At 73.3% G+C, this 25047-nt stretch carries 25 protein-coding genes; 11 read left to right on the top strand and 14 right to left on the bottom strand.

Going from position 1 to position 25047, the window contains the following annotated elements:
* Positions 1-4: 4 nt before the first annotated feature.
* From ACR807_RS09775 to ACR807_RS09765, 3 genes are all read right to left on the bottom strand, one after another.
* On the bottom strand, positions 5-931 hold the full coding sequence (locus tag ACR807_RS09775; RefSeq protein WP_438920910.1) for an SMP-30/gluconolactonase/LRE family protein: 927 nt from the start codon (positions 929-931) through the stop codon (positions 5-7).
* 329 nt (positions 932-1260) lie between these two features.
* Positions 1261-1680: a hypothetical protein gene (locus tag ACR807_RS09770; protein ID WP_438920909.1), complete on the bottom strand. Its 420-nt coding sequence runs from the start codon at positions 1678-1680 to the stop codon at positions 1261-1263.
* A 21-nt stretch (positions 1681-1701) separates the two neighbouring features.
* Complete coding sequence (locus tag ACR807_RS09765; RefSeq protein WP_438920908.1) at positions 1702-3195, bottom strand: PucR family transcriptional regulator; 1494 nt, start codon at positions 3193-3195, stop codon at positions 1702-1704.
* Positions 3196-3384: 189 nt separating this feature from the next.
* On the opposite strand from ACR807_RS09765, the gene ACR807_RS09760 reads away from it, so the two are divergent.
* From ACR807_RS09760 to ACR807_RS09740, 5 genes are all read left to right on the top strand, one after another.
* Complete coding sequence (locus ACR807_RS09760) at positions 3385-4257, top strand: FAD binding domain-containing protein (RefSeq protein ID WP_438920907.1); 873 nt, start codon at positions 3385-3387, stop codon at positions 4255-4257.
* Position 4258: 1 nt separating this feature from the next.
* On the top strand, positions 4259-4720 hold the full coding sequence (locus ACR807_RS09755) for a (2Fe-2S)-binding protein (protein WP_438920906.1): 462 nt from the start codon (positions 4259-4261) through the stop codon (positions 4718-4720).
* Positions 4717-6072, top strand: a complete 1356-nt coding sequence (locus ACR807_RS09750; RefSeq protein WP_438920905.1) for an 8-oxoguanine deaminase — start codon at positions 4717-4719, stop codon at positions 6070-6072. The genes ACR807_RS09755 and ACR807_RS09750 overlap by 4 nt, the downstream gene beginning before the upstream one ends.
* Positions 6069-8294: a molybdopterin cofactor-binding domain-containing protein gene (locus tag ACR807_RS09745; protein WP_438920904.1), complete on the top strand. Its 2226-nt coding sequence runs from the start codon at positions 6069-6071 to the stop codon at positions 8292-8294. Before ACR807_RS09750 ends, ACR807_RS09745 begins: the two co-directional genes overlap by 4 nt.
* A gap of 96 nt (positions 8295-8390) precedes the next feature.
* Positions 8391-8873 carry a nucleoside deaminase gene (locus ACR807_RS09740; RefSeq protein WP_438920903.1) on the top strand — a complete coding sequence of 161 codons (483 nt, stop codon included), beginning with the start codon at positions 8391-8393 and terminating at the stop codon, positions 8871-8873.
* Between the two features lie 302 nt (positions 8874-9175).
* Here ACR807_RS09740 and ACR807_RS09735 read toward each other — a convergent pair whose 3' ends face one another.
* From ACR807_RS09735 to ACR807_RS09710, 6 genes are all read right to left on the bottom strand, one after another.
* The gene (locus ACR807_RS09735; RefSeq protein ID WP_438920902.1) at positions 9176-9793 is read right to left on the bottom strand and encodes a response regulator; all 618 of its coding nucleotides are present in this window, start codon (positions 9791-9793) and stop codon (positions 9176-9178) included.
* Entirely contained in the window at positions 9790-10989 is a 1200-nt protein-coding gene (locus tag ACR807_RS09730; RefSeq protein ID WP_438920901.1) for a sensor histidine kinase, read from the bottom strand. The genes ACR807_RS09735 and ACR807_RS09730 overlap by 4 nt, the downstream gene beginning before the upstream one ends.
* Positions 10990-10991: 2 nt before the next feature.
* A complete protein-coding gene (locus ACR807_RS09725) occupies positions 10992-11717 on the bottom strand; it encodes an ABC transporter permease (protein WP_438920900.1) in 726 nt (241 codons plus the stop codon).
* 6 nt (positions 11718-11723) lie between these two features.
* Positions 11724-12632, bottom strand: a complete 909-nt coding sequence (locus ACR807_RS09720) for an ABC transporter ATP-binding protein (protein ID WP_438920899.1) — start codon at positions 12630-12632, stop codon at positions 11724-11726.
* 135 nt (positions 12633-12767) lie between these two features.
* A complete protein-coding gene (locus ACR807_RS09715; RefSeq protein WP_438920898.1) occupies positions 12768-13130 on the bottom strand; it encodes an RNA-binding S4 domain-containing protein in 363 nt (120 codons plus the stop codon).
* Entirely contained in the window at positions 13130-13711 is a 582-nt protein-coding gene (locus ACR807_RS09710) for a TetR/AcrR family transcriptional regulator (protein WP_438920897.1), read from the bottom strand. Before ACR807_RS09710 ends, ACR807_RS09715 begins: the two co-directional genes overlap by 1 nt.
* Before the next feature lie 72 nt (positions 13712-13783).
* On the opposite strand from ACR807_RS09710, the gene ACR807_RS09705 reads away from it, so the two are divergent.
* Positions 13784-14107: an antibiotic biosynthesis monooxygenase family protein gene (locus ACR807_RS09705; RefSeq protein ID WP_438920896.1), complete on the top strand. Its 324-nt coding sequence runs from the start codon at positions 13784-13786 to the stop codon at positions 14105-14107.
* Here ACR807_RS09705 and ACR807_RS09700 read toward each other — a convergent pair.
* Positions 14094-14717 carry a DUF305 domain-containing protein gene (locus ACR807_RS09700; RefSeq protein WP_438920895.1) on the bottom strand — a complete coding sequence of 208 codons (624 nt, stop codon included), beginning with the start codon at positions 14715-14717 and terminating at the stop codon, positions 14094-14096. The two genes, ACR807_RS09705 and ACR807_RS09700, sit on opposite strands and share 14 nt — an antisense overlap.
* 240 nt (positions 14718-14957) lie before the next feature.
* Between ACR807_RS09700 and ACR807_RS09695 the strand changes: the two genes are divergently transcribed.
* Both ACR807_RS09695 and ACR807_RS09690 read left to right on the top strand, forming a co-directional pair.
* A complete protein-coding gene (locus ACR807_RS09695; RefSeq protein WP_438920928.1) occupies positions 14958-16376 on the top strand; it encodes an LVIVD repeat-containing protein in 1419 nt (472 codons plus the stop codon).
* A 193-nt stretch (positions 16377-16569) separates the two neighbouring features.
* A complete protein-coding gene (locus ACR807_RS09690) occupies positions 16570-17166 on the top strand; it encodes a hypothetical protein (RefSeq protein ID WP_438920894.1) in 597 nt (198 codons plus the stop codon).
* Positions 17167-17172: 6 nt separating this feature from the next.
* Here the strand turns inward: ACR807_RS09690 and ACR807_RS09685 are convergent, their stop codons facing one another.
* Genes ACR807_RS09685 through ACR807_RS09670 form a run of 4 tightly spaced genes read right to left on the bottom strand, consistent with a single transcriptional unit; the run spans position 17173 to position 21057 of the window.
* Positions 17173-18225 (bottom strand): ABC transporter ATP-binding protein, encoded by a 1053-nt coding sequence (locus tag ACR807_RS09685; protein ID WP_438920893.1) that lies wholly within the window; start codon positions 18223-18225, stop codon positions 17173-17175.
* A gap of 1 nt (position 18226) precedes the next feature.
* A complete protein-coding gene (locus ACR807_RS09680) occupies positions 18227-19021 on the bottom strand; it encodes an ABC transporter permease (RefSeq protein WP_438920892.1) in 795 nt (264 codons plus the stop codon).
* Complete coding sequence (locus tag ACR807_RS09675) at positions 19012-19911, bottom strand: ABC transporter permease (RefSeq protein ID WP_438920891.1); 900 nt, start codon at positions 19909-19911, stop codon at positions 19012-19014. The genes ACR807_RS09680 and ACR807_RS09675 overlap by 10 nt, the downstream gene beginning before the upstream one ends.
* 15 nt (positions 19912-19926) lie before the next feature.
* Positions 19927-21057 carry an ABC transporter substrate-binding protein gene (locus ACR807_RS09670; RefSeq protein WP_438920890.1) on the bottom strand — a complete coding sequence of 377 codons (1131 nt, stop codon included), beginning with the start codon at positions 21055-21057 and terminating at the stop codon, positions 19927-19929.
* A gap of 481 nt (positions 21058-21538) precedes the next feature.
* Between ACR807_RS09670 and ACR807_RS09665 the strand changes: the two genes are divergently transcribed.
* Genes ACR807_RS09665 through ACR807_RS09655 form a run of 3 tightly spaced genes read left to right on the top strand, consistent with a single transcriptional unit; the run spans position 21539 to position 25035 of the window.
* Positions 21539-23761, top strand: a complete 2223-nt coding sequence (locus ACR807_RS09665; RefSeq protein ID WP_438920889.1) for a hypothetical protein — start codon at positions 21539-21541, stop codon at positions 23759-23761.
* Positions 23762-23821: 60 nt separating this feature from the next.
* Positions 23822-24475, top strand: a complete 654-nt coding sequence (locus ACR807_RS09660) for a hypothetical protein (RefSeq protein WP_438920888.1) — start codon at positions 23822-23824, stop codon at positions 24473-24475.
* Positions 24472-25035, top strand: coding sequence for a superoxide dismutase (locus tag ACR807_RS09655; protein ID WP_438920887.1), 564 nt, complete (start codon positions 24472-24474; stop codon positions 25033-25035). The genes ACR807_RS09660 and ACR807_RS09655 overlap by 4 nt, the downstream gene beginning before the upstream one ends.
* Positions 25036-25047 lie beyond the last annotated feature (12 nt).

The raw sequence follows: 25047 nt of genomic DNA, 5'->3' as shown, positions 1-25047 counted from the left end.
ACTTTCACGCCTTGGGAACGGAAACCGCGTCGTACGTCGTCGCGGGGGTGGGCGGCGTCGTGAAGCGGGCGTTCGGCAGGTACAGCCGGTGACCGAACGAGGCGACCGTGGTGGGCACGTCGAACCGCGGGTCGGTGATCTTGGTCACCAGCCTGCCGCTGGTCCCGTCCCTGGTGAGCGCGAACACCGCGATGGTGTTCAGCCTGTTCTGCACCACGTACAGGGTCCGGCCCTCGACGAGCAGGCCGTCACCGTTGGTCAGGACCTCGCCCCCGAGGTCGACCACCCGGGTCACCCCGGTCTTCTCGCTCACTTCGTGCAGTTGACCGGTGTTGCTCTGGACGATCAGCAGCGCTTTGCCGTCCGGGGTCTCCGCGATGCCGTTCGCGTTGTTCACGCCCGGCGTGAGCACGAAGTCACCGGTGAGCGGAATCGGGACGTGCGAGTCGGGCAACGCCCCGAACCGGCCAAAAGGGATCTTGTAGAGCACGGACTTGCGGGAGTCGGTGAAGTACGCGGCCTCGTCGGTGATCACCACGTCGTTCACGAACGTGTCGGTCTCGGCGAAGTCGTAGCTCTTGAGGACCTCTCCGGTTCTCGCGTCGACCACCCGGCCGTCACCGCCGGCGCCGCCGGCCACGAACAGCCTCTTGCGCCGGTCGACCTTCAGCCCGACCGAGGCCGTGCCGGGCCCCTGGCTGAACACCTCGCCCCGGCCGGTGCGGAGGTCGACCCGGAACAGGTCGCCGTCGGCGCGCGACCCGAAGTAGGCGGTGGGCGCGGAGCCGATCGCGATGCCCTCCGGCAGGAACCCGTCGGGCAGGGGGAACTCGGAGGGGAACCCGTGCGCGTGCGCTGCGGCGGCGGGCGCGGCGGCGACGAGGGAGACCCCCATCACCACGGCGGCCAGCGCGCCGAGTGTGCGAGACATGACCACTCCTAACGGTTGAGTCCGTCGCGGGAGTCTTCCGCGCCGGGACGCACCCGGAGAAGGGCCTACAGGAAACCGACAGGCCCACCCCTGCCGCGCAAGGCGGGGGTCAGGGGCCGAGATCGGGTAACGGAGGGGACGGGGAGGTCACCGGGGCGGAAACACGCCCACCGACGCCGACTCCACCGGAAGGGCGGAGGTCGGGACGGCGGGAGCGCCGACAGCGCTGATCGGCGGGGGCGCTGATCGGCGGGAGCGCTGATCGGCGGGAGCGCTGATCGGCGGGAGCGCTGATCGGCGGGAGCGGGTGGCGGTTCCCCTGCGGCCGGTTACTGCCGGTCGTGGAGGGCCTGGTCGTGGACGACCTGGTCGCGGTAGGCCTGGAAGTCGTGCCAGGTGCCGGGGTCGCCCTCGCGCAGCAGGTCGCCCTCCGACAGGTCCACCGGGCGGCAGCCGATGCCGCGGCCCAAACGGAAGATGGCGGCGTGCGCCTCGTCACCGCCGCCGCGCACGTGGAGCATGATCGCCTCGACCGGGTCGTCGTGGCCGATGTTGACCTCGATGCTCCAGCCCTCGCCGCGCAGCACGCCCCAGACGGGGTCGTGCAGGTCGATGCCGGGCTCGGCTCGGCGCAGGCCCTCGTGCACGGTGGCGAGCGGTCCGATCGGGGGCAGCCGCGCGTCGGTGGGCAGGTCGTCCACGGACCGCAGGTCCTCGGGCAGCGGGTACAGCATGACGTCCCAGCTCATCCGCGAAGTCTGCCAGGGGCGTCAGCCCGCCTGGAGGGCCAGGTAGAGGTCGACGCGTTCGGCGAAGTTCGACAGGTCCGCGCCGAGCAGGTCCTCGACGCGGCCCACCCGGTAGCGCAGGGTGTTCACGTGGACGTGCAGGAGGCCGGCGGCCGTGGTCCACGAGCCCGAGCAGTCGAGGAAGACGCGCAGGGTGCCCAGCAGGTCCGAGCCGTGCTCGTCGTCGTAGTCGATCACCGGGCCCAGCAGCCTGCGGCGCAGGGAGCCGCGCAGCTCCTCGGGGACGCCGGCCAGCAGCAGCTGGTGGAACGCGATCTCCTCGCCGGCGACGACCCGGGTCCGGCCGGTGCGCCGCTCCCCCAACCGCCGGGCGTGCGACGCCTCCTCCGCCGCGCCGCGCAGACCCGCGTGGCCCACCGGGGACGAGATGCCCACCAGCACGCGGGTGGTGCCCAGGCCGGGTTCGAGGGTGCGCAACGCCGTCCGCACGTCCTCCACCCACGGTCCGGCGGGGGCCAGCGCGTACACCTCGTCGCCGACCGCGGCGACCAGGAACCGGGGGGTCACGGCCGCCAGCACCTCGTCGAGCAGGGCGGCGGCGTACCCGGTCCCGGCCCGCTCGCCGCGACCGCCGGACGTCGAGGCGGCCACGACGCGCAGCGGGGCGTCCGGGTCCCAGCCGACGGCGGCGACGCGGGCGGCCAGATCCCCGCCGGCCAGCACCTGCCGCAGCAGCGGCCCGGCGGCGCGGTTCTCGATCTCCCGCCCCTGCACGACGCGGGCCCGCTCCACGCCGACCAGGCCGGCCAGCTCGGCGGCGACCTCGTCCCGGGCGCGGTCGCCGGGGACGACGAGGACCCACGACGCCGGCCTCGGTCCGCCGCGCACCGGCACCGGCAGCAGGGTCACCCCGCGCACCACGCGCGGGAGCCGGTCGGCCAGCAGGAACTCGCGGACCAGGGCGGCCGGGTCGTCCGGCGCCGGCCCGGCGACGACGCGACCGGTGCACGAGAGGACCGAGCACGGCACGCCCAGCTCGGCCGCGCCCGCGGCGACCAGCTCCGCCAGGTCCCCGCCCCCGGTGACCACGGTCAGCAGCCGCCGGTGGCGGCCCAGCTGGACGCCCGCCGCGCCGACCCGTTCGGCGGCCAGCTCCAGCACGACCCGCTCGGTGATGGTCGCGAAGGACAGGTCGACGGGCACCTCCAGCAGCGGCACGCCGTGCCGTTCGCACGCCTCCACCAGCGCCGCCGGCAACGCGCCCGCCTGGGGCGGGCTGGCCGCCAGCGCCGCCACCCCCGAGGCGGCCAACGACGCCACGAACGTCTCGCAGTCGGCGTCCACCCGGTGCCACAGGAGGCCGGACAGCACCAGCTCGCCCCCGGACAGGTACCGGGCCGGATCGGGCAGCTCGGTGCCGTAGAGCCTGGTCACGGGCCGGTCGAGCAGGTCGGCGCCGCTGACCGGGCGCAGGCGCAGCTCGGCCATCCCCACGAGGCTGCGGAGCAGCAACACGCACGCCTCCCCGTTGTCATCTCCGGTGCTTACCTTCGTCCGATCGTGTTTGTAGGAAAGCACAAATCCACTCCGGGGAGGAGGCTGGGATTCATGCGCCACCGCCGTAGCTGACCACCCCCACCGGTCTGTGTACTGGCCCCACGCCGCGTCCCCACCCCCCGAGGTAGCCGACCCCCGAGGTAGCCGATGGACTTCCTTCGCCCCGACAGCCTCGCCGAGGCGCTGGCCCTCAAGGCGCAGCGCCCCGACGCCGTGCCGATCGCCGGCGGCACGGACGTGATGGTGGAGCTGAACTTCGACCACCGCAGGCCGGCCGCCCTGCTCGACCTCACCCGCGTCGAGGAGCTGCGCGCCTGGGACCTCGACGGTGGCGCGGTGCGCCTCGGGGCGGGCGTGCCGTACACGCGGGTCATCGAGGAGCTGGGCGACCGCCTGCCCGGCCTGGCGATGGCGTCGCGCACCGTCGGGTCGCCGCAGATCCGCAACCGGGGCACGGTCGGCGGCAACCTCGGCGCGGCCTCCCCGGCGGGCGACGCGCACCCGGTGCTGCTGGCCGTGGACGCCGTGGTCGAGGTCGCCTCCACCCGCGGCACGCGCCGCATCCCCGCCACCGACTTCTACCTGGGCGTGAAGCGCAACGCGTTGGAGCCCGACGAGCTGATCACCTCCGTCCACCTGCCCGAGACGCGGGCGCCGCAGCAGTTCGCCAAGGTCGGCACCCGCAACGCCATGGTCATCGCGGTGTGCTCGTTCGCCGTCGCCCTGCACCCGGCGTGGCAGCGGGTGGGCGCCGCGATCGGGTCCGCCGCGCCCACGCCCCGGCGCGCCTCGGCGGCCGAGGAGTTCCTGACCGGCGAACTGACCTCCACCGGCCAGTGGGAGTCGCCGAAACCCCTGCTGGACTCGGTGAAGCGCCGCTTCGGCGACCTCGTCGCCGAGGCCGCGAGCCCCATCGACGACGTCCGCGGCACCGCCGCCTACCGCAAGCACGCCCTCTCCGTGCTCGCCCGCCGCACGCTCGGCTGGGCCTGGCAGGACTACTCCGGGAAGGTCGCCTGACATGCGCGTGAACGTGACGGTGAACGGCGAGCGGCGGACGGCCGACGACGTGTGGGCGGGCGAGAGCCTGCTGTTCCTGCTGCGCGAGCGGCTGGGGCTGCCCGGCGCCAAGAACGCCTGCGAGCAGGGCGAGTGCGGCTCCTGCACGGTGTACCTGGACGACGTGCCGGTCTGCTCGTGCCTCGTCGCCGCGGGGCAGGCCCACGACCGCGAGGTGCGCACGGTGGAGGGCCTCGCCGACGGCGACCGGCTCGACCCGGTGCAGGAGGCGTTCGTCGAGGCGGGCGCCGTGCAGTGCGGGTTCTGCACGCCCGGCCTCGTGGTCGCCGCGCACGACCTGCTCGCCCGCGTGCCCCGGCCGAGCGACCCGGAGATCCGCGAGGCCCTCGCCGGCAACCTGTGCCGCTGCACCGGCTACGAGAAGATCCTCGACGCGGTGCGCCTGGCGGCGTCGAGGCGATGATCCCCACCATCATCGACGGCGCGGCCATCGCGACGGTGGACGCCGCCGGCACCGAGATCGCCTCCGGCCACGTCGTGGTCGAGGACGGCCGCATCACCGCGGTCGGCCCCGGCCAGGCCCCGCGGCCCGCCGGACCGCACACGTGGGTCGACGGCACCGGCTGCCTCGTCACACCCGGTCTGGTCAACACCCACCACCACCTCTACCAGTGGGCCACGCGCGGCATCGCCCAGGACGCCACGCTCTTCGAGTGGCTGACCGCGCTCTACCCGGTGTGGCGCGGGCTGGACGCGGGGATCACCCACGCCGCCGCCTCGGCGGGCCTGGCCAGGCTCGCCACCACCGGCTGCACCACGGCCGCCGACCACCACTACGTCTTCCCGCGCGAGGGCGGCGACCAGTTCGAGGCCCTGGTGGGCGCGGGCCGGCGCGTGGGCGTCCGCCTGCACGCCGTGCGCGGCTCGATGGACCGCGGCCGGTCGCAGGGCGGCCTGCCGCCGGACAACCTCGTCGAGGGCACCGAGGACGCGCTCATCGCCACCGAGCAGGCCGTCAACGACCACCACGACCCGGCGCCCGACGCCCTCGTGCGCGTCGCCGTCGGCCCGTGCTCGCCGTTCTCGGTGAGCCGGGAGCTGATGACCGGCGCCGCCGAACTCGCCCGCGCCAAGGGCGTGCGCCTGCACACCCACCTCGCCGAGACCGTCGACGAGGAGGAGCAGTGCCGGGCCGAGTACGGCTGCACGCCCACCGAGTACGCCGAACAGCTCGGCTGGCTCGGCGAGGACGTGTGGCTCGCCCACACCGTGCACCTGTCGCCGGACGCGGTGCGGCGGCTCGGCGCCACCGGCACCGGCTCGGCGCACTGCCCCACGTCCAACGGCCGGCTCGGCACGGGCATCGCCCCGGTCCGCGACCTGCTCGACGCGGGCGCCCCGGTCGGCCTCGGCGTGGACGGCGCGGCGTCCAACGAGTCCTGCGGCATGGTCGAGGAGCTGCACCAGGCCGTGCTCCAGGCCCGCCAGCGCGGCGGCCCCAAGGCGCTCGACGCCCGCCAGGCGCTGTGGCTGGGCACGATGGGCGGCGCGCGCTGCCTCGGCCGCGACGCCGAGATCGGCTCGGTCGAGCCCGGCAAGCTCGCCGACCTCGCCGTGTGGCGGCTCGACGGCCTCGACCACGCCGGCATCGACGACCCGGTCGCCGCGCTCGTCCTCGGCCCCCTGCCGAGGGTGCGGCTGCTGCTGGTCGGCGGCCGGACCGTCGTCGAGGACGGCGAGCTGCGCACCGCCTCGGAGACCGACCTCGCGCGCGAGCTGCGCGCCGCCGCCACGCGACTGAAGGGGACGCGATGAGCCTGACCCCCACTGGACTGACCTCCTCGGTGACGGGCGGGATCGGCTCCAGCCCGCAGCGGCCCGACGGCAACCTCAAGGTGCGCGGCGAGTTCGCCTACGCCTCGGACCTGTGGCACGAGGACATGATCTGGGGCGCGACGCTGCGCAGCCCGCACCCGTACGCGCGGATCGTGTCGGTCGACCTCACCGAGGCGCTGAAGGTGCCCGGGGTGTACGCCGTGCTCACCCACCGGGACGTCACGGGGCTCAACCGCTACGGCCTGGAGCACAAGGACCAGCCGGTGCTCGCCGAGGACGTCGTGCGCTACCAGGGCGAGCCCGTCGCCCTGGTCGGCGCGGACCACCCCGAGACGGCCACCCGCGCCATGAAGCGCATCAAGGTCGAGTACGAGGTGCTCACCCCGGTCGTGGACATGGAGACCGCGGCCGACGACACCCCGCTGCACCCCGGCGGGAACCTCGTGCGGCACGTGCCGGTCCGGCACGGCGACCAGGACGCCACCGCCGAGGTCGTCGTCACCGGTCGGTACGAGGTCGGCATGCAGGACCAGGCGTTCCTGGGCCCCGAGTCCGGGCTGGCCGTGCCGGCCGAGGACGGCGGCGTCGACCTCTACGTCGCCACCCAGTGGCTGCACGTCGACCAGGCCCAGGTGGCCTCGGCGCTGGGCCTGCCGCTCGACCGGGTGCGGCTGACCCTCTCCGGGGTCGGCGGGGCGTTCGGCGGGCGCGAGGACCTGTCGATGCAGGTGCACGCCTGCCTGCTCGCGCTGCACACCGGCAAGCCCACGAAGATGGTCTACAACCGCGAGGAGTCGTTCTACGGGCACGTGCACCGCCACCCCGCGGTGCTGCACTACGAGCACGGCGCGGACCGCGCGGGCAGGCTCGTCTACGTCAAGGCGCGGATCTACCTCGACGGGGGCGCGTACGCCTCCAGCACGGGCGCGGTGGTGGCGAACGCGGCCACCCTCGGCATCGGCCCCTACGACGTGCCCAACGCGACCGTCGACTGCTGGGGCGTCTACACCAACAACCCGCCGTGCGGCGCGATGCGCGGGTTCGGCGCGGTGCAGGCCGCGTTCGCCTACGAGTCGCAGATGGACAAGCTCGCCGCCGCCCTGGGCGTGGACCCGGTGGACGTGCGGATCACCAACGCCATGGCCGAGGGCTCGGTGATGCCGACCGGCCAGGTCGTCGACTCGGCCGCGCCCGTCGCGCGGCTGCTGGAGCTGGTCAGGGACAAGCCGATGCCGCCGGTGCCCACCGAGGTGGACCTGCGGGACATGCCCGGCGGCGTCTCCAACACCACCCGCGGCGAGGGCGTCGTGCGCGGCGTCGGCTACGCGGTGGGCATCAAGAACATCTGCTTCTCCGAGGGCTATGACGACTACTCCACCGCCCGCGTGCGGTTGCAGGTCGTCAACGGCGAGGCGGTCGCGCTGGCGCACACCGCCGCGGCGGAGGTCGGCCAGGGCCTGGTGACGATCATGCAGCAGATCGTGCGCACCGAGCTGGGCGTGCGGCAGGTGACGGTCCTGCCGATGGACACCAGCATCGGCAACGGCGGCTCCACCTCGGCGTCCCGGCAGACCTACGTCACCGGCGGCGCGGTCAAGGCGGCGTGCGCGGCGGTGCGGGAGCGGCTGACCCGGCTCGCGGGCGGCCGGGACCCGGCCGGGCTCGACCTCGCCGACCTGCTCGGCGAGGAGGTCGTCGACGAGACCGCCGAGTGGCGGCACCGGGCCACCGAGCCGCTCGACCCCCGGACCGGGCAGGGCAACGCCCACGTGCAGTACGGGTTCGCCGCGCACCGGGCCGTGGTCGACGTGGACACCGAGCTGGGCCTGGTGAAGGTCGTCGAGCTGGACTGCGCGCAGGACGTCGGCAGGGCGCTCAACCCCCAGGCGGTGATCGGCCAGATCCAGGGCGGGTCGGCGCAGGGGCTGGGTCTCGCGGTGATGGAGGAGATCCAGGTCGAGGGCGGGGTGGTGCGCAACCCGTCGTTCACCGACTACCTGATCCCGACCGTGCTGGACATGCCGCCCATGAGCATCGACGTGCTGGAGCTGGCCGACCCGAACGCGCCCTACGGCGTGCGCGGCGTGGGCGAGCCGCCCACCATCTCCTCGACGCCCGCCATCGTGGCGGCCATCCGCGACGCGACGGGGCGCGCGCTGACCCGCGTGCCCGTCAGGCCCGAGCACATCACCGGCACCTGACCCGGACGGCCCTCGTCCTCGCCGCGGCCGACGCGGCGCGGACGAGCACGCCCGGAGGAGCTTCCCGACGACCCACCACCCGAAGGAGAACACCCCGTGACCACTTCCGCCCTGCCCGAGCACGCGTGGCTGCGCGAGTCCGTCGAGCTGGCCACGCGCAACGTCGCCGAGGGCGGCGGGCCGTTCGGGGCGGTGGTCGTCCGGGGCGGGGAGGTCGTGGCCACCGGCACCAACCAGGTCACCTCCTCGCTCGACCCGACCGCGCACGCCGAGGTCGTGGCGATCCGCGCGGCCTGCCGGGCGCTGGGCGACTTCCGGCTCGCCGGGTGCGTGCTCGTGTCGTCGTGCGAGCCGTGCCCGCTGTGCCTCGCGGCGGCGCTGTGGGCGCGGGTGGACCGGGTCGTCTACGCGGCCGACCGGCACGACGCCGCCGCCGCGGGGTTCGACGACCGCGAGTTCCACGAGCTGTTCGGCCGGCCGCGCGACACGTGGGGCCTGCCGGTGCACCGGGTCTCGACCGGCCACGACGACGCGCCGTTCACCGCCTGGCTGTCGCGGGTGGACCGCGTCGACTACTGAGCCCGCGCGGGCCCGGTGGACGCCGGGTCGGCGGGGTTGCCCGCCCCGGGCCGCGGGATCGCCCCGGCCCTGCGCCGGACGGGGTTGCGCGCCCGGGTCGGCGGAGGTGGGGAGGAGGCACGGGGTGGCGGTGCTGTCGTCGCTCATGGGACCAGGGTGCGCGCACTCCCCCGGACGGCGCGCCACCTCACCCGCCGCCTGTGGACAACTCCCCGGCACCACACTGAAAAGCACCGGAGCGCGGCCGGCGACCAGGGCGATCGCCCGCGCCACTGTGGACAACTCCCCCGGACGGCGCGGGGTTAAGCGCCCAGCAGCCCGCGTTCGTAGGCCACGGCGACGGCCGCGGCGCGGTCCTTCACGCCCAGCTTGGCGTAGACGTGCACCAGGTGCGTCTTCACCGTCGCCTCGCTGATGAACAGCTTCGCCGCCGCCTCGCGGTTCGTGCAGCCGCGGGCGATGAGCCCCAGGACCTCCACCTCGCGGTCGCTCAGCGGCTCGGTCGCGGGGTGCCGGACCTGGCCCACCAGCCGGGTCGCCACCGACGGCGACAGCACCGCCTCGCCCCTGGCCGCCGAGCGCACCGCGCGGAACAGCTCGTCGCGCGGCGTGTCCTTGAGCAGGTAGCCGGTGGCGCCCGCCTTGATCGCGGGCAGCACGTCGCTGTCGGTGTCGTAGGTGGTCAGGACGAGGACGCGGGTCGGCAGGTCGCGCAGCCTCCCGATGGCGGTGACGCCGTCGACGCCGGGCATCCGCAGGTCCATGAGCACCACGTCGGGCGACACGGCCCGCACCACGGCCTCCGCCTCGGCCCCGTCGGCGGCCTCCCCCACGACCTCCACGTCACCGGCGGAGGAGAGCATGCCGCGCAGGCCGTCGCGGACCACCGGGTGGTCGTCCACGATCACCACCCGGATCACCGCGCCACCTCCGCCGGGATCGCGGGCACCGAGGCGGACACGGCCGTGCCGCCGCCCGGCTCGGACTCCACGACCAGGGCGCCCGCCAGGCGCGACACCCGCTGGCGCATCGCGACCAGGCCGAACCCGCCGGTCGCCGCGCACGGGTCGAACCCCGCGCCGTCGTCGCGCACGTCCAGCGTCACCACGTCCTCCATGTACGACAGGGTCAGGCCCACCCGGGACGCCGCCGCGTGCTTGGCCACGTTGGACAGCGCCTCCTGCGCGGCCCGCAGCAGCGCCACCTCCACCTCGGGGTGCAGGGCCCGCGCCGCGCCGGTGGTGGCGACCGACGCGGGCACGCCCGTGTGGTCGGTCCACCCGGCGGCCACCTCGGACAGCGCGTCCGGCAGGTTCGCGCCGTCCAGCGCCGGCGGGCGCAGGGCGTGCACGGAGCGGCGCGCCTCGGCCAGGTTCTCCCGGGCCAGCCGCAACGCGGTCTCGACGTGCCGGGGCGGGTCGTCGTCGACCTGGAGCTGGGTGATGATGCCGGTGAACCCCTGGGCGAGGGTGTCGTGGATCTCGCGCGCCATCCGCTGGCGCTCGTCCAGCACGCCCGCCTCGCGGGCCTGGATGAGCAGCTGGGCGTGCAGGCCCGCGTTCTCCTCGATCATCGCGGCCATCTCGGTCACCATCTCCTTGCGGCGCAGGGACTGCTCGCGGGTGTAGTGCCCGAGGAAGGTGAACGTGGAGGCCACCACCACGACGATGAACACCATGGCCGCGTACAGGCCGATCGCCGCCGGTTCGGGCGCGGGCAGGCCGCCGTGCATCGAGGTGGCGGCCAGCACGGCGGTGGCGGCCACACCCGCGAACTTCCAGCGCCCCGGCAGGTACTCGGTCGCGTAGATGTACCCGGCGAACGAGTAGAACCCGAACATGGGGTGCCGCAGCCCCAGCACGCCGTACACCACCAGCACGCCGACGAAGAACACCGCCATCAGGCCGGTCCGGTCGTGCCACCGGGGGTGCAGGGTGACCCACCAGAGCATCCACAGCCCCGCGGCGACCGCGATGCCGAGGTTGACCCACCTCACCGGCCACGGTTCCTCGGTGATGAGGAGGTAGACCGCGGTGGGCACGACGAGCACCAGGTACGGGATGGCGTGCCCCGCCACGTTCAGCCGGTGCTCCCAGACGTCGAACCTGTCGGTCATGCCTACTCCCAGCGGAAGGATTTCGCCGCGACGGTACCCGCCACCACCGTGACGACGGCGAGGACGCCCAGGTGCACCGGGTCGGGAGCGGCGCCGAGCCACGACTCCTGGAGGGCGCCGACGCCCGGCGGCAGGTGGTCGCCGATGGTGTTGAGGACGTCCGGCAGCAGCACCCGCGGCAGGTAGGCCCCGCCGAAGAACATGATGAGCATGAACACCACCGTCGCCCAGCCGCCGGCGGCACGCGCGTTCGGCGCCCACGCCGCCACCAGCAGTCCCAGCGCGGACAGCGACAGCATGCCGAGCAGGCAGGTCAGCAGGAACCCGAACGGGTGGTGGGGCAGGTCGATGCCGAACGCGAGCCGGCACACGACCAGGAGCAGCACGACCGAGATCGCGCCCGCGACCAGGTTGACCACGACCTGCGCGACGAGCAGCCGGGCCGGGTGCACCGGCGTGGTGGAGAACCGGCGCAGCACGCCCTTCTCGCGGTAGGTGGCGACGGTCTGGGGCAGCTTGTTCAACCCGAGGAACGCGAACGCGATCACCACGAGCGTGCCCACGTAGTGGTCGATGAACCGCAGGTCGCCGAACTTGGGGTCGGGGGTGCGCAGCGCCGGGATCGCGCCGAGCACCAGGAGCAGGACGGTCGGGAACAGGACGCCGAACGCGACCATGACGGGCTCGCGCAGGAACAGCTTCCACTCGATGCGGATGATCTTCAACATGTCAGGTCACTCCGAGAGCGCGCGGCCGGTGAGGTGGATGAAGGCGTCGTCCAGGCCGGCCTGCTCGATGCGCAGGTCGGCGGCGACCACGTGGTTGCGGGCGAGGAGCGCGGTGACGGCGTGCAGCAGGTTGCCCTTGCCGGTCACGACGACCTGCGGCCCGTGCCGCTCGACGGACGCGACCTCCGGCAGGTCCGCCAGCAGGGCGAGGTCGAGCGGCGCGGTGGGCCGGAACCGGACCCGCTGCTCACCGTCCAACCGGGAGACCAGGCCGGCCGGGCTGTCGAGGGCGACCAGCTTCCCGGCGTCGATCAGGGCGAGCCGGTCGCACAGCCGCTCGGCCTCCTCCATGAAGTGGGTGACCAGCACGACCGTGACGCCGGAGTCGCGGACCTGCTCGACCAGCGCCCACGTGTCGCGGCGCGCCTGCGGGTCCAGGCCGGTCGTCAGCTCGTCCAGCACCGCGATCCTGGGCTTGCCGACGAGGGCCAGCGCGACGGACACGCGCTGCTTCTGGCCGCCGGACAGCTTGCGGTACGGGGTCTTGACCCGGTCGCCCAGGCCGAGCCGGTCGAGCAGCTCCCGCCAGTCTGCCGGGTCGCGGTAGAACGACGCGTACAGGTCCAGGGCCTCGCCGACGCGGATGTGGTCGGGCAGTTCGCTCTGCTGGAGCTGCGCTCCCAGCCGGGAGCGCAGCGCGACGCGGTCGCGGCGCGGGTCGAGCCCGTCCACCCGGATCGTGCCGCCGTCCGCCGCGCGCAACCCCTCGACGCACTCGACGGTCGTGGTCTTCCCGGCCCCGTTGGGGCCGAGGATGCCGAAGATCTCCCCCTCGTCGACGGTGAACGAGACCCCGTCCACCGCGACCTTCCCGTCGTACCTCTTCACGAGGTCGACCACTTCGATGATCGCCATGCCCCAAGACTCGTCGGCGGCGCGGCGGAAGTGATCACCCGCGCGGCCACACCCGCGGTCAACCGATCGGTTGACTCCCCCTGGACCGCCTCCGGGTGGTCCCCGAGGCGCGGTCGGGTGGGACCCGGGGGTCGCTCAGAGCTGCCCGGTGCGGAACTTGTCGAGCACGCGGCGCTCGCGCTTGGTGGGACGGCCGGCGCCGCGCTCGCGGCGGGCGACGGGGACGGCCTCCAGCGGGGGCGGCGGCGGGGTGCGGTCGATGAGGCACGTGGCGGCGTCGGCCGCGCCCACCCGCTTCTGGATCACCCGGACGACCTCGACGACCCGCACCACGTCGCCCACGCGGGCGCGCACCTCGTCACCGGGGACGATGACGGTCGAGGGCTTGGCCGGCTTGTCGTTGACCCGCACGTGCCCGGCGCGGCACGCCGCCGCGGCGTCGGGCCTGGTCTTGGTCAGCCGCACGGCCCACAGCCAGCTGTCGATCCGGTTGGCCATCAGCGCGCCAGCCCGTGCAGGACCTGGGCCACGAGGGCGCTCAGCACCGACTCGTTGTGCTCGGCGTCGCCGGGGCGCAGGGTGCGCGCGGCGGCCTCGACGGCGCCGTGGACGAGCAGCGCGCGCAGGCCGGGCTTGGGCACGCCGGCCTCCAGCAGCACGCCGACCAGCGGCGCGAGCAGCTTCTCGTGCTCGGCGCGGATGCGGGTGCGGGCGGCCTCGGGCAGGGCGTGGGCGGACAGCGCGACGACCGCGCCGTGGCTGCCGTCGGCGATGATGCCCAGCTCGGTGCGCAGGTACGCCTCGACCTTCGCGGGCACGCCCTCGGCCGAGTGGACCGCGTCGGCGAGCCGGCGAGCCCAGTCGGGCAGCTCGTCGGACACGATCGCGGCGACCAGCTCCTCGCGGGACCGGAAGTACTCGTACAGGCTCGGGCGGGACAGCCCGACGCGGCGTGCCAGGGACGCGAGGGTCAGCGCGTCGGCGCCCTCCTCGGCGACGATGTCGCGCCCCGCGTCGAGCAGGGCGCGGAGCCGGTTCGCGCGGTGCTGCGCGAGGGTGTCGGCGCTGATCCTGGGCACGCGACGATCCTAGACCTTGCTTTCCCGACGCGCCGTTGGAATAGTTCCCTACACCCCGTCGGGAACCCGGAGGTGCACGTGTTCGTCGCCACCAACCGCCTGTTCGTGCCCGAGGACCGGGCGGAGGAGTTCGAGGCGCGCTTCAGGGAGAACATGCGCGCCCACCTGCCCGGGGTGCCCGGCCTGCGCCGCAGCACGCTGCTGCGGCCCACCCGCCCGGATCAGCCGTACGTGTCGGTCAACGAGTTCGACAGCGAGGACGACTTCCGCGCGTGGGTCGCCTCCGACTCGTTCAGAGAGGCCCACCGGCGCGGCGCGGGCGTCGCCCGCCACGTGACGGGCAACGCCGTGGAGACCTTCCAGCCCTCGGAGGACCTGGTGCTCACGGAATCGTGATCGCCTTCATCCGGGCGATCTCGTCGCTCTGCGAGGCGACCACGTCGTTGGCCATCTCCTCGACCCGCACGTCGGACCCGGTGGACAGCAGGTCGACGGCCATCTGGAGCGCGCCCTCGTGGTGGGCGATCATGAGCTGGAGGAAGAGGCGGTCGAAGTCCGCGCCGGTGGCCGCCGCCAGGGCCGCCAGCTGCGCGTCGGTGGCCATGCCGGGCATCGACGCGTGGTCGACCTCGGGCAGCGAGCCGCCGTGGCCGTGCGCGGGCGCGTTCTCGGCGTACTGGTCCCGCCACTGCTCCATGGCGCCGATCTCGGGGCCCTGGGTGTCGTGGATGCGCGAGGCCAGGCCCTTGACGGTCTCGTCCCGCGCGCGTCCCGGGGCGAGCGCCGCCATGTCCAGCGCCTGGCGGTGGTGCACGATCATCTTCGCCACGTAGGCCAGGTCGGCCTCACCGGGCGCGACCCAGCGGTCGGTGCCGACCTCGTCGGGCGCGAGGGTCTCGGCCTGCTCACCCGGCCCCTTGGGCGCGAGGATCGGCGCCTCGTCCTGTGGCTGCGACGTGCAGCCGACCAGGACGGCCAGCAGCACCGCGACGAACCCGACTCGCATCCGAACCCCCTCATACACCAGGTCGGCGCCAACGTACCCGGCGATCCCGGTAACCGGAAAGTCATCGTTTCCCGACGAACGGGTCTGGTACTTAGCCTTGCGAACGGGCGATACTGCGATCCCTGCACTGTAGGGTTGGAAGGGGAACCTGAAGTGGAAGCACGCGTTTCTACCCGAGGTCGGCGCAGAGCGCCGATCGCGGTCCTGGGGGCGTTCGCGCTGAGCCTGTCGGCCGTGGTCATGGGCCCGCAGGCGATCGCGGCTCCGGACGACGCCGATCTGGCCGGCCTGTCCGAGACCCAGCTGTCCAGCCAGGAACAGCCGGCCACCGGCATTCCCGGCGTGGACGAGATCCGCAACTCGCGCAACGTCAAGCACGTGGCGAACCTGCCGAAGCCGGCGCCGTTCACCTCGTCGTCGACCTGGTCCGACCTGGCCTTCCAGGGCGGCTACGCGTTCAACGGCAACTACGACGGCTTCGTGATCTACGACGTGCGGAACCCGCACAAGCCGAAGATCGTGAGCTCCGTGCTGTGCCCGGGGTCGCAGAACGACATCTCGGTCAAGGGCGACCTGCTCTTCCTGTCGACCGACTCGTCGCGCAGCGACAACTCGTGCGCCAGCACCCCGCTCCCCGCGACCAACAAGGACGCGTGGGAGGGCATCAAGATCTTCGACATCAGCGACAAGAAGAACCCGAAGTACATCAAGTCGGTCGAGACCAAGTGCGGCTCGCACACGCACACCCTGGTCCCGGACAAGCGCGGCAAGGACGTCTACCTGTACGTCTCGTCGTACAGCCCGAACGCGGCCTTCCCGGACTGCCAGCCGCCGCACGACCTGATCTCGATCGTCAAGGTCCCGCTGAAGGACCCGACGTCGGCGTCGCTGCTCTCGGAGACCGTCCTGTTCCCGGACGGCGGCAACGTCGGCCGGCCGGGCACCGTCCCGACCGGCTACGTGACGGCCACCTCCGGCTGCCACGACATCACCGTGTACCCGTCGAAGGACCTCGCGGCCGGCGCCTGCATGGGTGACGGCGTGCTGTGGGACATCTCCGACCGCGAGAAGCCCCGCGAGATCAGCCGCGTGCAGGACGACGTGAACTTCGCGTTCTGGCACTCGGCCACCTTCAACAACGCCGGCACCAAGGTGGTCTTCACCGACGAGCTCGGCGGCGGCGGCGCGGCGACGTGCAACGAGACCATCGGCAAGACCCGCGGCGCGGACGGCATCTACGACATCACCGGGCGCGGTGACGGTCGGGAGCTGGAGTTCCGCTCCTACTACAAGATCTCCCGCACCCAGGCCGACACCGAGAACTGCGTGGCCCACAACGGCTCGCTGATCCCGGTGCAGGGTCGGGACATCATGGTCCAGTCCTGGTACCAGGGCGGCATCTCGATCTGGGACTTCACCGACTCCGGCAACCCCAAGGAGATCGGCTGGTTCGAGCGCGGCCCGCTGCCCAACGGCGCCGGCGGCGGCACGTGGTCGGCGTACTACTACAACGGCTACATCTACTCGTCCGACATGGCCAAGGGCTTCGACGTGCTGGACATCCGCGACCCGCGGACCGTCACCGGCAAGCTCGTGCGCGTGGACGAGCTGAACGTGCAGTCGCAGGGCTCCTACCGGGACCTGTTCCCGCGTCGGTGACCCCATCGATGTGAGCACGGCCCGGGGAAGGGCCCGTCGCACCCGCGGCGGGCCCTTCCCCCTTTTGTGACCGCATTTTCGCGGTGCGGTACTCCTTCGCGGTGACAACACCGGCGAAAGGGCCGGCCACGAGTAGGCTACCCACTGGTATCTCCCTCCCGAATTCCTCGCGAGGAGTATTCCGGTGCCCGACATGACCCTTTACCGCGGCGAGCGGCACACCGCCTGGCCGGCCCCCGCAGTGCGGCTCATCTGGGGCGGCCTGACCATCAGCGACCCCTGGCCGGGCGCGCGGCTGCCCAACCGGGCGGCCACCGCGGCGTGGTGCGCGCTGTCCCGGGCGATCAGCGCGGCGGGCGGCCCGGCGGCGTTCTCCCCGGTCGTGCGCGGTGCGAACGGCTCGTGCGGCCTCACGTTCGCCCGCACGTGCACCGGCGGGGACGCCGACCACAACTACGTGGTGACCATCCACCGCGCCCGCACCTTCCTGCTCCGCTACGCCGGCCTCGGCGGCTGGGCGCCGGGCGACGAGGTGCCCTGGGCGACCGATCCGGAACTGCCCACCGAGGATTACGTGGTGCTGAACGGACCCACCGTCGCCCGGTCGACGGTATTGGGTTTCGGGCATTTCACCGGAACACCGGAGGTGACGTTGTTCACCGATGTGCCGACCGGGTGGGTGACGTCCGTGAACGGTCAGCCGATCGGCGGGAACGGCGTGCGGGTGCTCACGGATTCGGAGTTGTCGGACGACGAACGGGCGCGGTTGGCGAAACTGCGGCGGCCGTGACCGCCCTCACGCCTCGACGACCATCAGCCGCGCCGCGTCGAAGTCCAGCGCGACGGCGGTGCCGGGCGGGAAGTCGCCCGCGCGGCCGGAGGGCTGGTCGACCCGCACGACCTGGTCGCCGCCGCCGAGGCGCACCGACAGGCGCGTCACGGGACCGAGGAAGCTCTGCGCCAGCACGTCGCCCACCAGCACGTCCGCCGTCGGGGCGCCGTCCTCGCGGTGCCGGGTGACGGTGATGTCCTCCGGCCGGACGATCACCTTCACCTCGCCGTGCAGCCCGTCGGCCGCGTCCGTCGCCAACCGGAACGCCCCCAGCCGCACCCCGCCGGGCTCGGCCGTGCCGAACACGGCGTTGGTGACGCCGACGAACTGCGCCACGAACGCCGACGCGGGCTCCCGGTACACGCGGGCCGGGGTGTCCAGCTGCTCCAGCCGGCCGTTCGACATCACGCCCACCCGGTCGGAGACGGCCAGCGCCTCCTCCTGGTCGTGCGTGACGAACAGCGTGGTCGTGCCCAGCTCGGTCTGGATGCGCCGGATCTCGTCGCGCAGGGCCACGCGCACCTTGGCGTCCAGCGCGGACAGCGGCTCGTCGAGCAGCAGCACGCGCGGCCGGATCGCCAGCGCCCGCGCCAGGGCCACCCGCTGCTGCTGACCGCCGGACAGCTGGTGCGGGTAGCGCCCGGCCAGGTGGGAGAGGCCCACCAGCTCCAGCAGCTCGCCGACCCGCGCGCCGCGGTCGGGCGCCTTGCGCAGCCTCAGGCCGAACGCGATGTTCTCCGCCGCGGTCATGTTCGGGAACAGGCTGTACGCCTGGAACACCATGCCCATGTCCCGCTTGTTGGCGGGCACGCCCGTGACGTCCTTGCCGGCCACGGTGACGCGGCCGGAGTCGGCGGTCTCGAAGCCGGCCACGATCCGCAGCGCGGTGGTCTTGCCGCAGCCGCTGGGCCCGAGCAGGCTGACCAGCTCGCCCTCGGCCAGCTCCAGGTCGAGGCCGGCGAGCGCCGGCCGGCCGCCGAACGACTTGCGCAGCCCGTCGAGACGCAGGTGACCCATCTCAGCCTTCCTCCGGGGGGTTCTCCGCCGGGGCGGTGTCCCGCCTCCTGCCGACGAACGAGAGCAGGAACAGCAGCGCGAACGCGAACAGCAGGCTCAGCAGCGACACGGCGATGGACACGCCCGCGTTGCGCTTGCCCAGCAGGTTGACCTGCACCTGCACCGTGTCGAAGTTCAGCAGCGAGGCGATGGTGAACTCGCCGAGCACCAGCGCCACCGACAGCAGCGACGCGCCGATCAGGGCGGTGCGGATGTTCGGCACCACGACCCGCAGCAGCACCGTGCCCCAGGACGCGCCGAGGCCGCGGGCCGCCTCGGCGAGCGTCTTCAGGTCGATCGAGGACAGCCCCGCGTCGATGGCCCGGTAGGCGAAGGGCAGGACCAGCACCGCGTAGGCGAACGTGAGCGTCAACGGCGAGTCGCCGAGGAAGTAGTCCACCCACGCGTAGAGCGGGGCCATGCCGACGACCAGCACGATCGCCGGGATCGCCACCGGCAGCAGGCACAGGAACTCCACCGGCCGCCGCAGCGCCGGCAGCCGCAGCCTGATCCACGCCATGGTCGGCACGAGCAGCGCCAGCACGAGCAGCGAGCTGGTCGCGGCCAGCTGCACGGACACCAGGATCGCCTCGACCAGGTCGGGGTCGTCGACGATGCCCGACCACGACTCCAGGCTGCGCGTGCCGTTCGCGCCGCGCGTGGAGAACTCGGCCATGGCGACCAGCGGCAGCAGGAAGTACGCGCCGAGCACCAGCAGGACCGCGACCCGCGCGGCACCCCGTCCCCTCACCGCCACCGGTCGGCCCTCCGCTGGAGCAGGGCGTAGAGGCCCATCGCGACGGCGACGACCACGACCATGCCGAGGCCGAGCGCCTTGCCCAGGTTCTCCTGCCCCAGCAGCACCTCGCCGGTCAGCGCGCCCCTGATCCGGAGCGGCACGATGGGGCTGCCCTGCGACACCAGCGCCGCGGCGGTGGCGTAGGCGGAGAACGCGTTGGCGAACAGCAGCAGCAGCGAGCCGAGGAACGCGGGCAGCAGGACCGGCCCGCCGACGTGCCGCCAGTAGCTCCACGACGAGCCGCCGAGGCTGTCCACCGCCTCCCGCCACTGCGGGCGCAGGCCGTCGAGGGCGGGCAGGAACACGATGACCATCAACGGGACCTGGAAGAACGTGTAGACCAGGGTGAGGCCGGGCAGCTCGAACAGCCACGCGCCGGTGGCGAAGAGGTCCACGCCGAACGCGTCGCGCAGGAACCGCGTGACGAAGCCCTGGAAGCCGACCGTGGCGAGGAACGCGAACGCCAGCGGCACGCCGCCGAACTGGGCCAGCACGCCCGCCGCGGCGACCACGACGCGGCGCAGCGGCCCTTCGGGGCGGCCGGTGGCGACGGCCCAGGACAGCAGCGCGCCGAACACCGCGCCCAGCAGGGCGGTGAGCGCGGACAGCTCGATGCTGAGCAGGAACGCCCGCAGGTGCGCGCCCCCGGTCAGCTCGGCCAGGTTGGCCAGGGTGAACGCGCCGTGCTCGTCCTGGAACGCCCCCGCCAGCACGAGGACGGTCGGGTAGAGCAGGAACGTGCCCACGTAGGCCAGGAACGGCACGACGACCAGCCACGCCGCCCAGGACCCGCGCGCCGGGCCGCGGCCGGGTGACGGCGCGGGACCGTCCCCGACCGCGGTCGTCACGGGTGCGACCACCGGTCAGCCCACCGCCTGGGCCCACGTCGAGGACAGCACCCGCTTGGCCTCGTCCGACTGCTGCTGGGTGAGGAACACCTGCTCGCCGCCGGTCTCGGGCAGCTTGGCCGCCGCGGCGGCGTCGAGGGTGCCCGCCTTCTCCATCGCGTCCATGCGCACCGGCCGCGACAGGCCCTTCAGGAACAGGTTCTGGCCCTCGTCGGAGTACAGGAACTCCTGCCACAGGCGGGCGGCGGCCGGGTGCGGCGCGTCCTTGTTGACGGCCTGGTTGTAGTACGCGCCGACCTGGGCGTCCCGCGGGACGACGACCCGCCAGTCGGCCTTGCCCGCGAGCTTCGCGGTCTGCGCGGCGTTGGTGTAGTCCCAGTCGACGACGACCGGCGTCTGGCCGGACTCGATGGTCGCGGGCGACGGGTCGACCGGCAGGAAGTTGCCCGCGGCCTTGAGCTGCTTGAAGAACTCGACGCCGGGCGCGATGTCGTCGGCCGAGCCGCCGTTGCCGAGCGAGGCCATGACGACGCCGGAGAACGCGGCGCCGGCCTGCGTCGGGTCGCCGTTGAGCGCGACCTTGCCCTGGTACTCGGGCTTGAGCAGGTCCTTCACCGAGGTCGGCGCGGGCACCTTCGAGGCGTCGTAGCCGATCGACATGAAGCCGCCGTAGTCGCCGTAGTACAGGCCCGAGGGCTCCTTGAGCTCGTCGGGGATGTCCGCCCAGGTCTCCACCCGGTAGGGCGCGAACACGCCGGTGTTGGCGAGGGCGACGTTCAGGCCGAGGTCGAACACGTCGGGGGCGCGGTCACCGCCCTTGAGCTGCTCGGCCGCGTTGATCTCGTCCTGGCTGGAGGCGTCGGGCTGCGCGGAGTCGACCTCGATGCCGTACTCCGCCTCGAACGCGGAGATGATCTCGCCGTAGTTGGCCCAGTCCGGGGGCAGCGCGATGACGTTGAGCCTGCCCTCCGCCTTCGCCGCCTCGACGAGCTTGTCGAGCCCGCCGAACTCGGCGGCGGACTGCGCGGTGGCCGCGGGCGCGCCGTCCGCCGCGCCGTCCTTCGGCGGGGGCGTGCCGCAGGCCGCGACGAGCGCCAGCGCCGCGGCGCCGGTGCCGACCAGCCGCAGGACTCGGGTGTGGGTCACGGGTCGAACCTCCCTGGAGGTGGCAAAGGGCCTGTCAGCGTGATCGCGTCCGGGACGTGCGGAGGATTCGCGAATTGCGCGCGTCTTGTCAAGCAGGGTGTTGTGCCAGGTCTCGATTCAGCCCGTCGGACGAATTCCCCGGAGCGTTCCGGTGGACGGCGGGTTAACCGAGCGTCTTCCGGTCACACGGTCGTGACCAGGGCGAAATCCCCGGATCGGCCCAGCGCTGTGGGCTGGACGTCGTCGTCGCCGAACCCGCGCGGTCACCCGCTGGAATGCGCGTTGGGCCACCGGAACGATCCACCGCCGGCAAAGGGGTGACCTGTGCGCCCCATTTCTGCCGAAAGCCCACCGACCTTTCCCGGGCGCGGTAACGCGCTTCGCGGGGGGCTCGACTCCGTGGTGTCACGTGACGGGAATGCCCGGTTCTCCCCCCTCCCAGAAGGGCAGATCCATGCGTCATCCACGAAGATCAGTCGCCGTGGCGGCCGTCGGGGCGCTGCTGCTCCCGGTCGGCCTGCCCGCGACGGCGTCGGCGGCCCCGGTCGCCGGCGAGGACGTGCTCTACACGCTCGACGCCGACTTCGACCAGGGCGTGCTCCAGGACGTCAACCACGACGCGCCGAACGGCGACCAGCTCCAGCTCGACCGGCGCACCACGTTCTTCCCCTACGTCAACGTCGCCGCCTCCGCGCGCGGCACCATGGTGCGCATCGACGTGGACACCGGCGAGATCCTCGGCGAGTGGCTGTCCGCGCCGGACGGCCAGGGCCGCAACCCCTCCCGCACCACCGTCGACAAGCTCGGCAACACCTGGCTGTCCAACCGGAACGAGGCGGGCGGCGGCCAGGGCTCGGTGACCCGCGTCGGCGTCATCCGGGGCGGCACGCGCGTGGACGGCGACGGCACGCCGAACCCGACCGGCGACCACCTGGTCGGCCCGTTCTCGTACAACACCTGCGAGGACCGCGACCAGGACGGCCTGTTCGCCACCTCGCGGGGCCTGGGCGACATCAGGCCGTGGACCAACGCGGGCGGGGTCGACAGCGACGGCGGGGTCCAGACCGCCGCCGACGAGTGCCTGATCACCTACAGCCGGGTCGCGGGCACCAACACCCGCACGGTCGCCGTGGACGCCGACAACAACCTGTGGACCGGCGGGTCCAACACGCAGCACCAGCTGATCTCCGGCGCGGACGGCAGCCCGCTGACCGCGCCGGTCAGCCTGGGCTGCGGCGGGTACGGCGGCCTGGTGGACCAGGCGGGCACCCTGTGGTCGGCCCGCTTCGGGGCCAACCTGCTGCGCTACGAGCCCGGCACCGGGACCGGCGCGTGCCTGGACACCACGCACGGCGACTACGGCCTGGGCATGGACCCGAACACCGGCGAGATCTGGCACACCGGTGTCAGCACCGGCCGCACGGTCAAGATGGACGCGGCGGGCACCGTCCTCGGCTCGTTCCCGCACGGCCACCCGCGCGCCCAGGGCGTCGCGGTCGACGTGGACGGCAACGTGTGGGTCGCCCACGCGCTGGACAACGGCACGAACACGGTCGGGCACCTGCGCACCGACGGCACGTTCGTCGGCAACGTCGTGCTGCCCGGCGGCAACGGGCCCACCGGCGTCGCGGTGGACAGCAACGGCAAGGTGTGGGTCACCAACATCAACTCCAACAACGCGCAGCGCATCGACCCGGACGCCGGTCCGGTGGGCGGCGGCGGGTTCCCGGTGGGCGCGGTGGACCTGACGGTGGACCTCGGCGCGGGCGCCGGGCCGTACAACTACAGCGACATGACCGGCTCGGTGCTGGGCGAGATCACCGCGCCGATCGGCACGTGGTCGGTGGTGCAGGACGGCGGGGTCGCTGGCCAGACCTGGGGCACGGTCACCTGGAACACCGAGGCGCAGGGCAGCGTGCCGCCGGGCACCTCGATCACGGTGGAGGCGCGCGCGTCCGACACCGAGGCCGGGTTGGCGGGCGAGGCGTTCGCGCCGGTGGCCAACGGGGTGGAGTTCGCCCTGGTCGGGCGGTACGTCGAGGTGCGGGCGACGTTGACCGCGTCCCCGTCGGGCGCGAGCCCGGTGCTGTCGGACCTGCGGATCACCACGTCCGAGCGGACCGGCGTGTTCTCCTGCCAGGCCACCGCGCTGAACCTCGCCGGGGTGGTCGTGGCGCGGGCGAACCCGCCGGACGTGCCGTGCGCGGACGACGCCGTGACGGTGGCGAACGTGAACCTGCCCGCGGGTGTCCTGAACGTCCGGGCGACCGCGTTGAGCGCGCGCACCGACCAGACGCCGGACGACCTGCTCGCGCTGCCGCCGGCACCCGGTGACGGCGCGGTGTCCTCGGCGCGGGTGGAGACCACCCGGATCACGAGCCTGCTGGTGACCATCGAGGTGGGCGTGATCCGGGCGGACGCCTCGGTGACGTGCGACGCGGGGCTGAACCCGGTGTTCACCGGTTCCTCGCAGGTCGCGAGCCTGCGGATCAACGGGGTGTCGGTCGCGGTGGGCAGCGCGCCGCTGACGATCCCGCTGGTCATCGGCTCGCTGCGGCTCAACGGCACGACGACGACCTCGTCGAGCCTGGTGCAGCAGGCGTTCGCGCTCGACACCGCGCTGACCGACGTGGTGCTCGGCGAGGCGCGGGTGAACCTGGAGGCGTTGCCGGGCGAGCCGGGCGGCAGCCCCTGCCGGGTCTGACGCACCCACCCCACTAGTAGCCGTACTATATGTAGGACGGCTACTAGTGGGGGTTCGCCGATGAGTCGGAAACTGCTGGTCTGGGCGCACGTCGTGGCGTCCACCGGCTGGATGTTCATGGCGCTGGCGTTGTTCGTGGTGGTCGACTACGCCCTGTCCGGGCCCGGTCGGCTCGCGGCGTTCGACGCGGCGCTGCTGCTCGACGTCGAGGTGCTCCAGTTCATGGCCACCACGTCGGCGTTCACCGGGCTGATGCTGTCCGGCCTCACCCCGTGGGGCTACTCCCGGCACTGGTGGGTGCTGCTGAAGACGGTCGTCACGTTCACGCAGCTCTACGTCGGGATCTTCGTGCTCAGCCCGAACCTGCACCCCGGCGGGTCGCCGCTGATGATGCGGGTCGGGTCGCTGCTGATGGCCTCGGCGCTGGCGTGCCAGGTGTGGCTGTCGGTGGCCAAGCCGTTCGGGCGCACGCCGTGGGTCGCGCCGGTCAAGCCCAGGACGGCGTCCGGCCGGGCGTTCGCGCTGTGCCTGGCCGTGCCGGCGGCGGACTACGCGCTCGGCGAGTTCGTGCTGGGGCGGTCGACCCCGGTGCTCGCCCTGGCGGTCGTGGTGGTCTTCCCGGTCGTGCGCGCCGTGCGCCGACCGGCGCGTAGTCGAGTGGTAACTTCGGGTGACCACCGACGGCCGCCAAGACCCGGAAGGCACGAGACGTGAACCGTCCTGTCGCCCTGCTCGTCGCCGCCCTCGCGGCACCCCTCGCGACCACCCCCGCGGCCGACGCCGCGCCCGTCGCCGGCGGGGTCGCCGTGACCGTGGCCCGCTTCGCCGCACCCGCGACCGCCACCCGCGCCTACACCTACGACCCGGCCCTGGTCGCGCCCGGCGCGGCCGTCATGGTCGTCGCCACCCCGACGCGGCACGGCACGCGGACGCTGCTCAGCGTCTACGGCCTGGCGCCGGACCGCACCTACGGCGCGCACGCGCACCAGCGGCCGTGCGGCGCGCTGCCGACCGACGCGGGAGCCCACCACCAGCACGAGGTGGACCCCGTCCAACCGTCGGTCGACCCGGCCTACGCCAACCCGGCCAACGAGATCTGGCTGGACCTCACCACCGACCACCGGGGTCGCGCGACCGTCACCACGACCGTCGACTGGCGCTTCGCGGACCGCCGCGCGGGGTCGGTCGTGCTGCACGCCCAGCGCACCGCCACCGAACCCGGCAAGGCCGGCACGGCGGGTGCGCGCCTGGCGTGCGCGACGGTGGACTTCTAGGTCGGCACGCCG

Source organism: Saccharothrix sabaoui (genome assembly GCF_051756985.1).
Taxonomy (GTDB): Bacteria; Actinomycetota; Actinomycetes; order Mycobacteriales; family Pseudonocardiaceae; genus Actinosynnema.
This window is presented reverse-complemented; position numbering and strand designations above follow the sequence as displayed.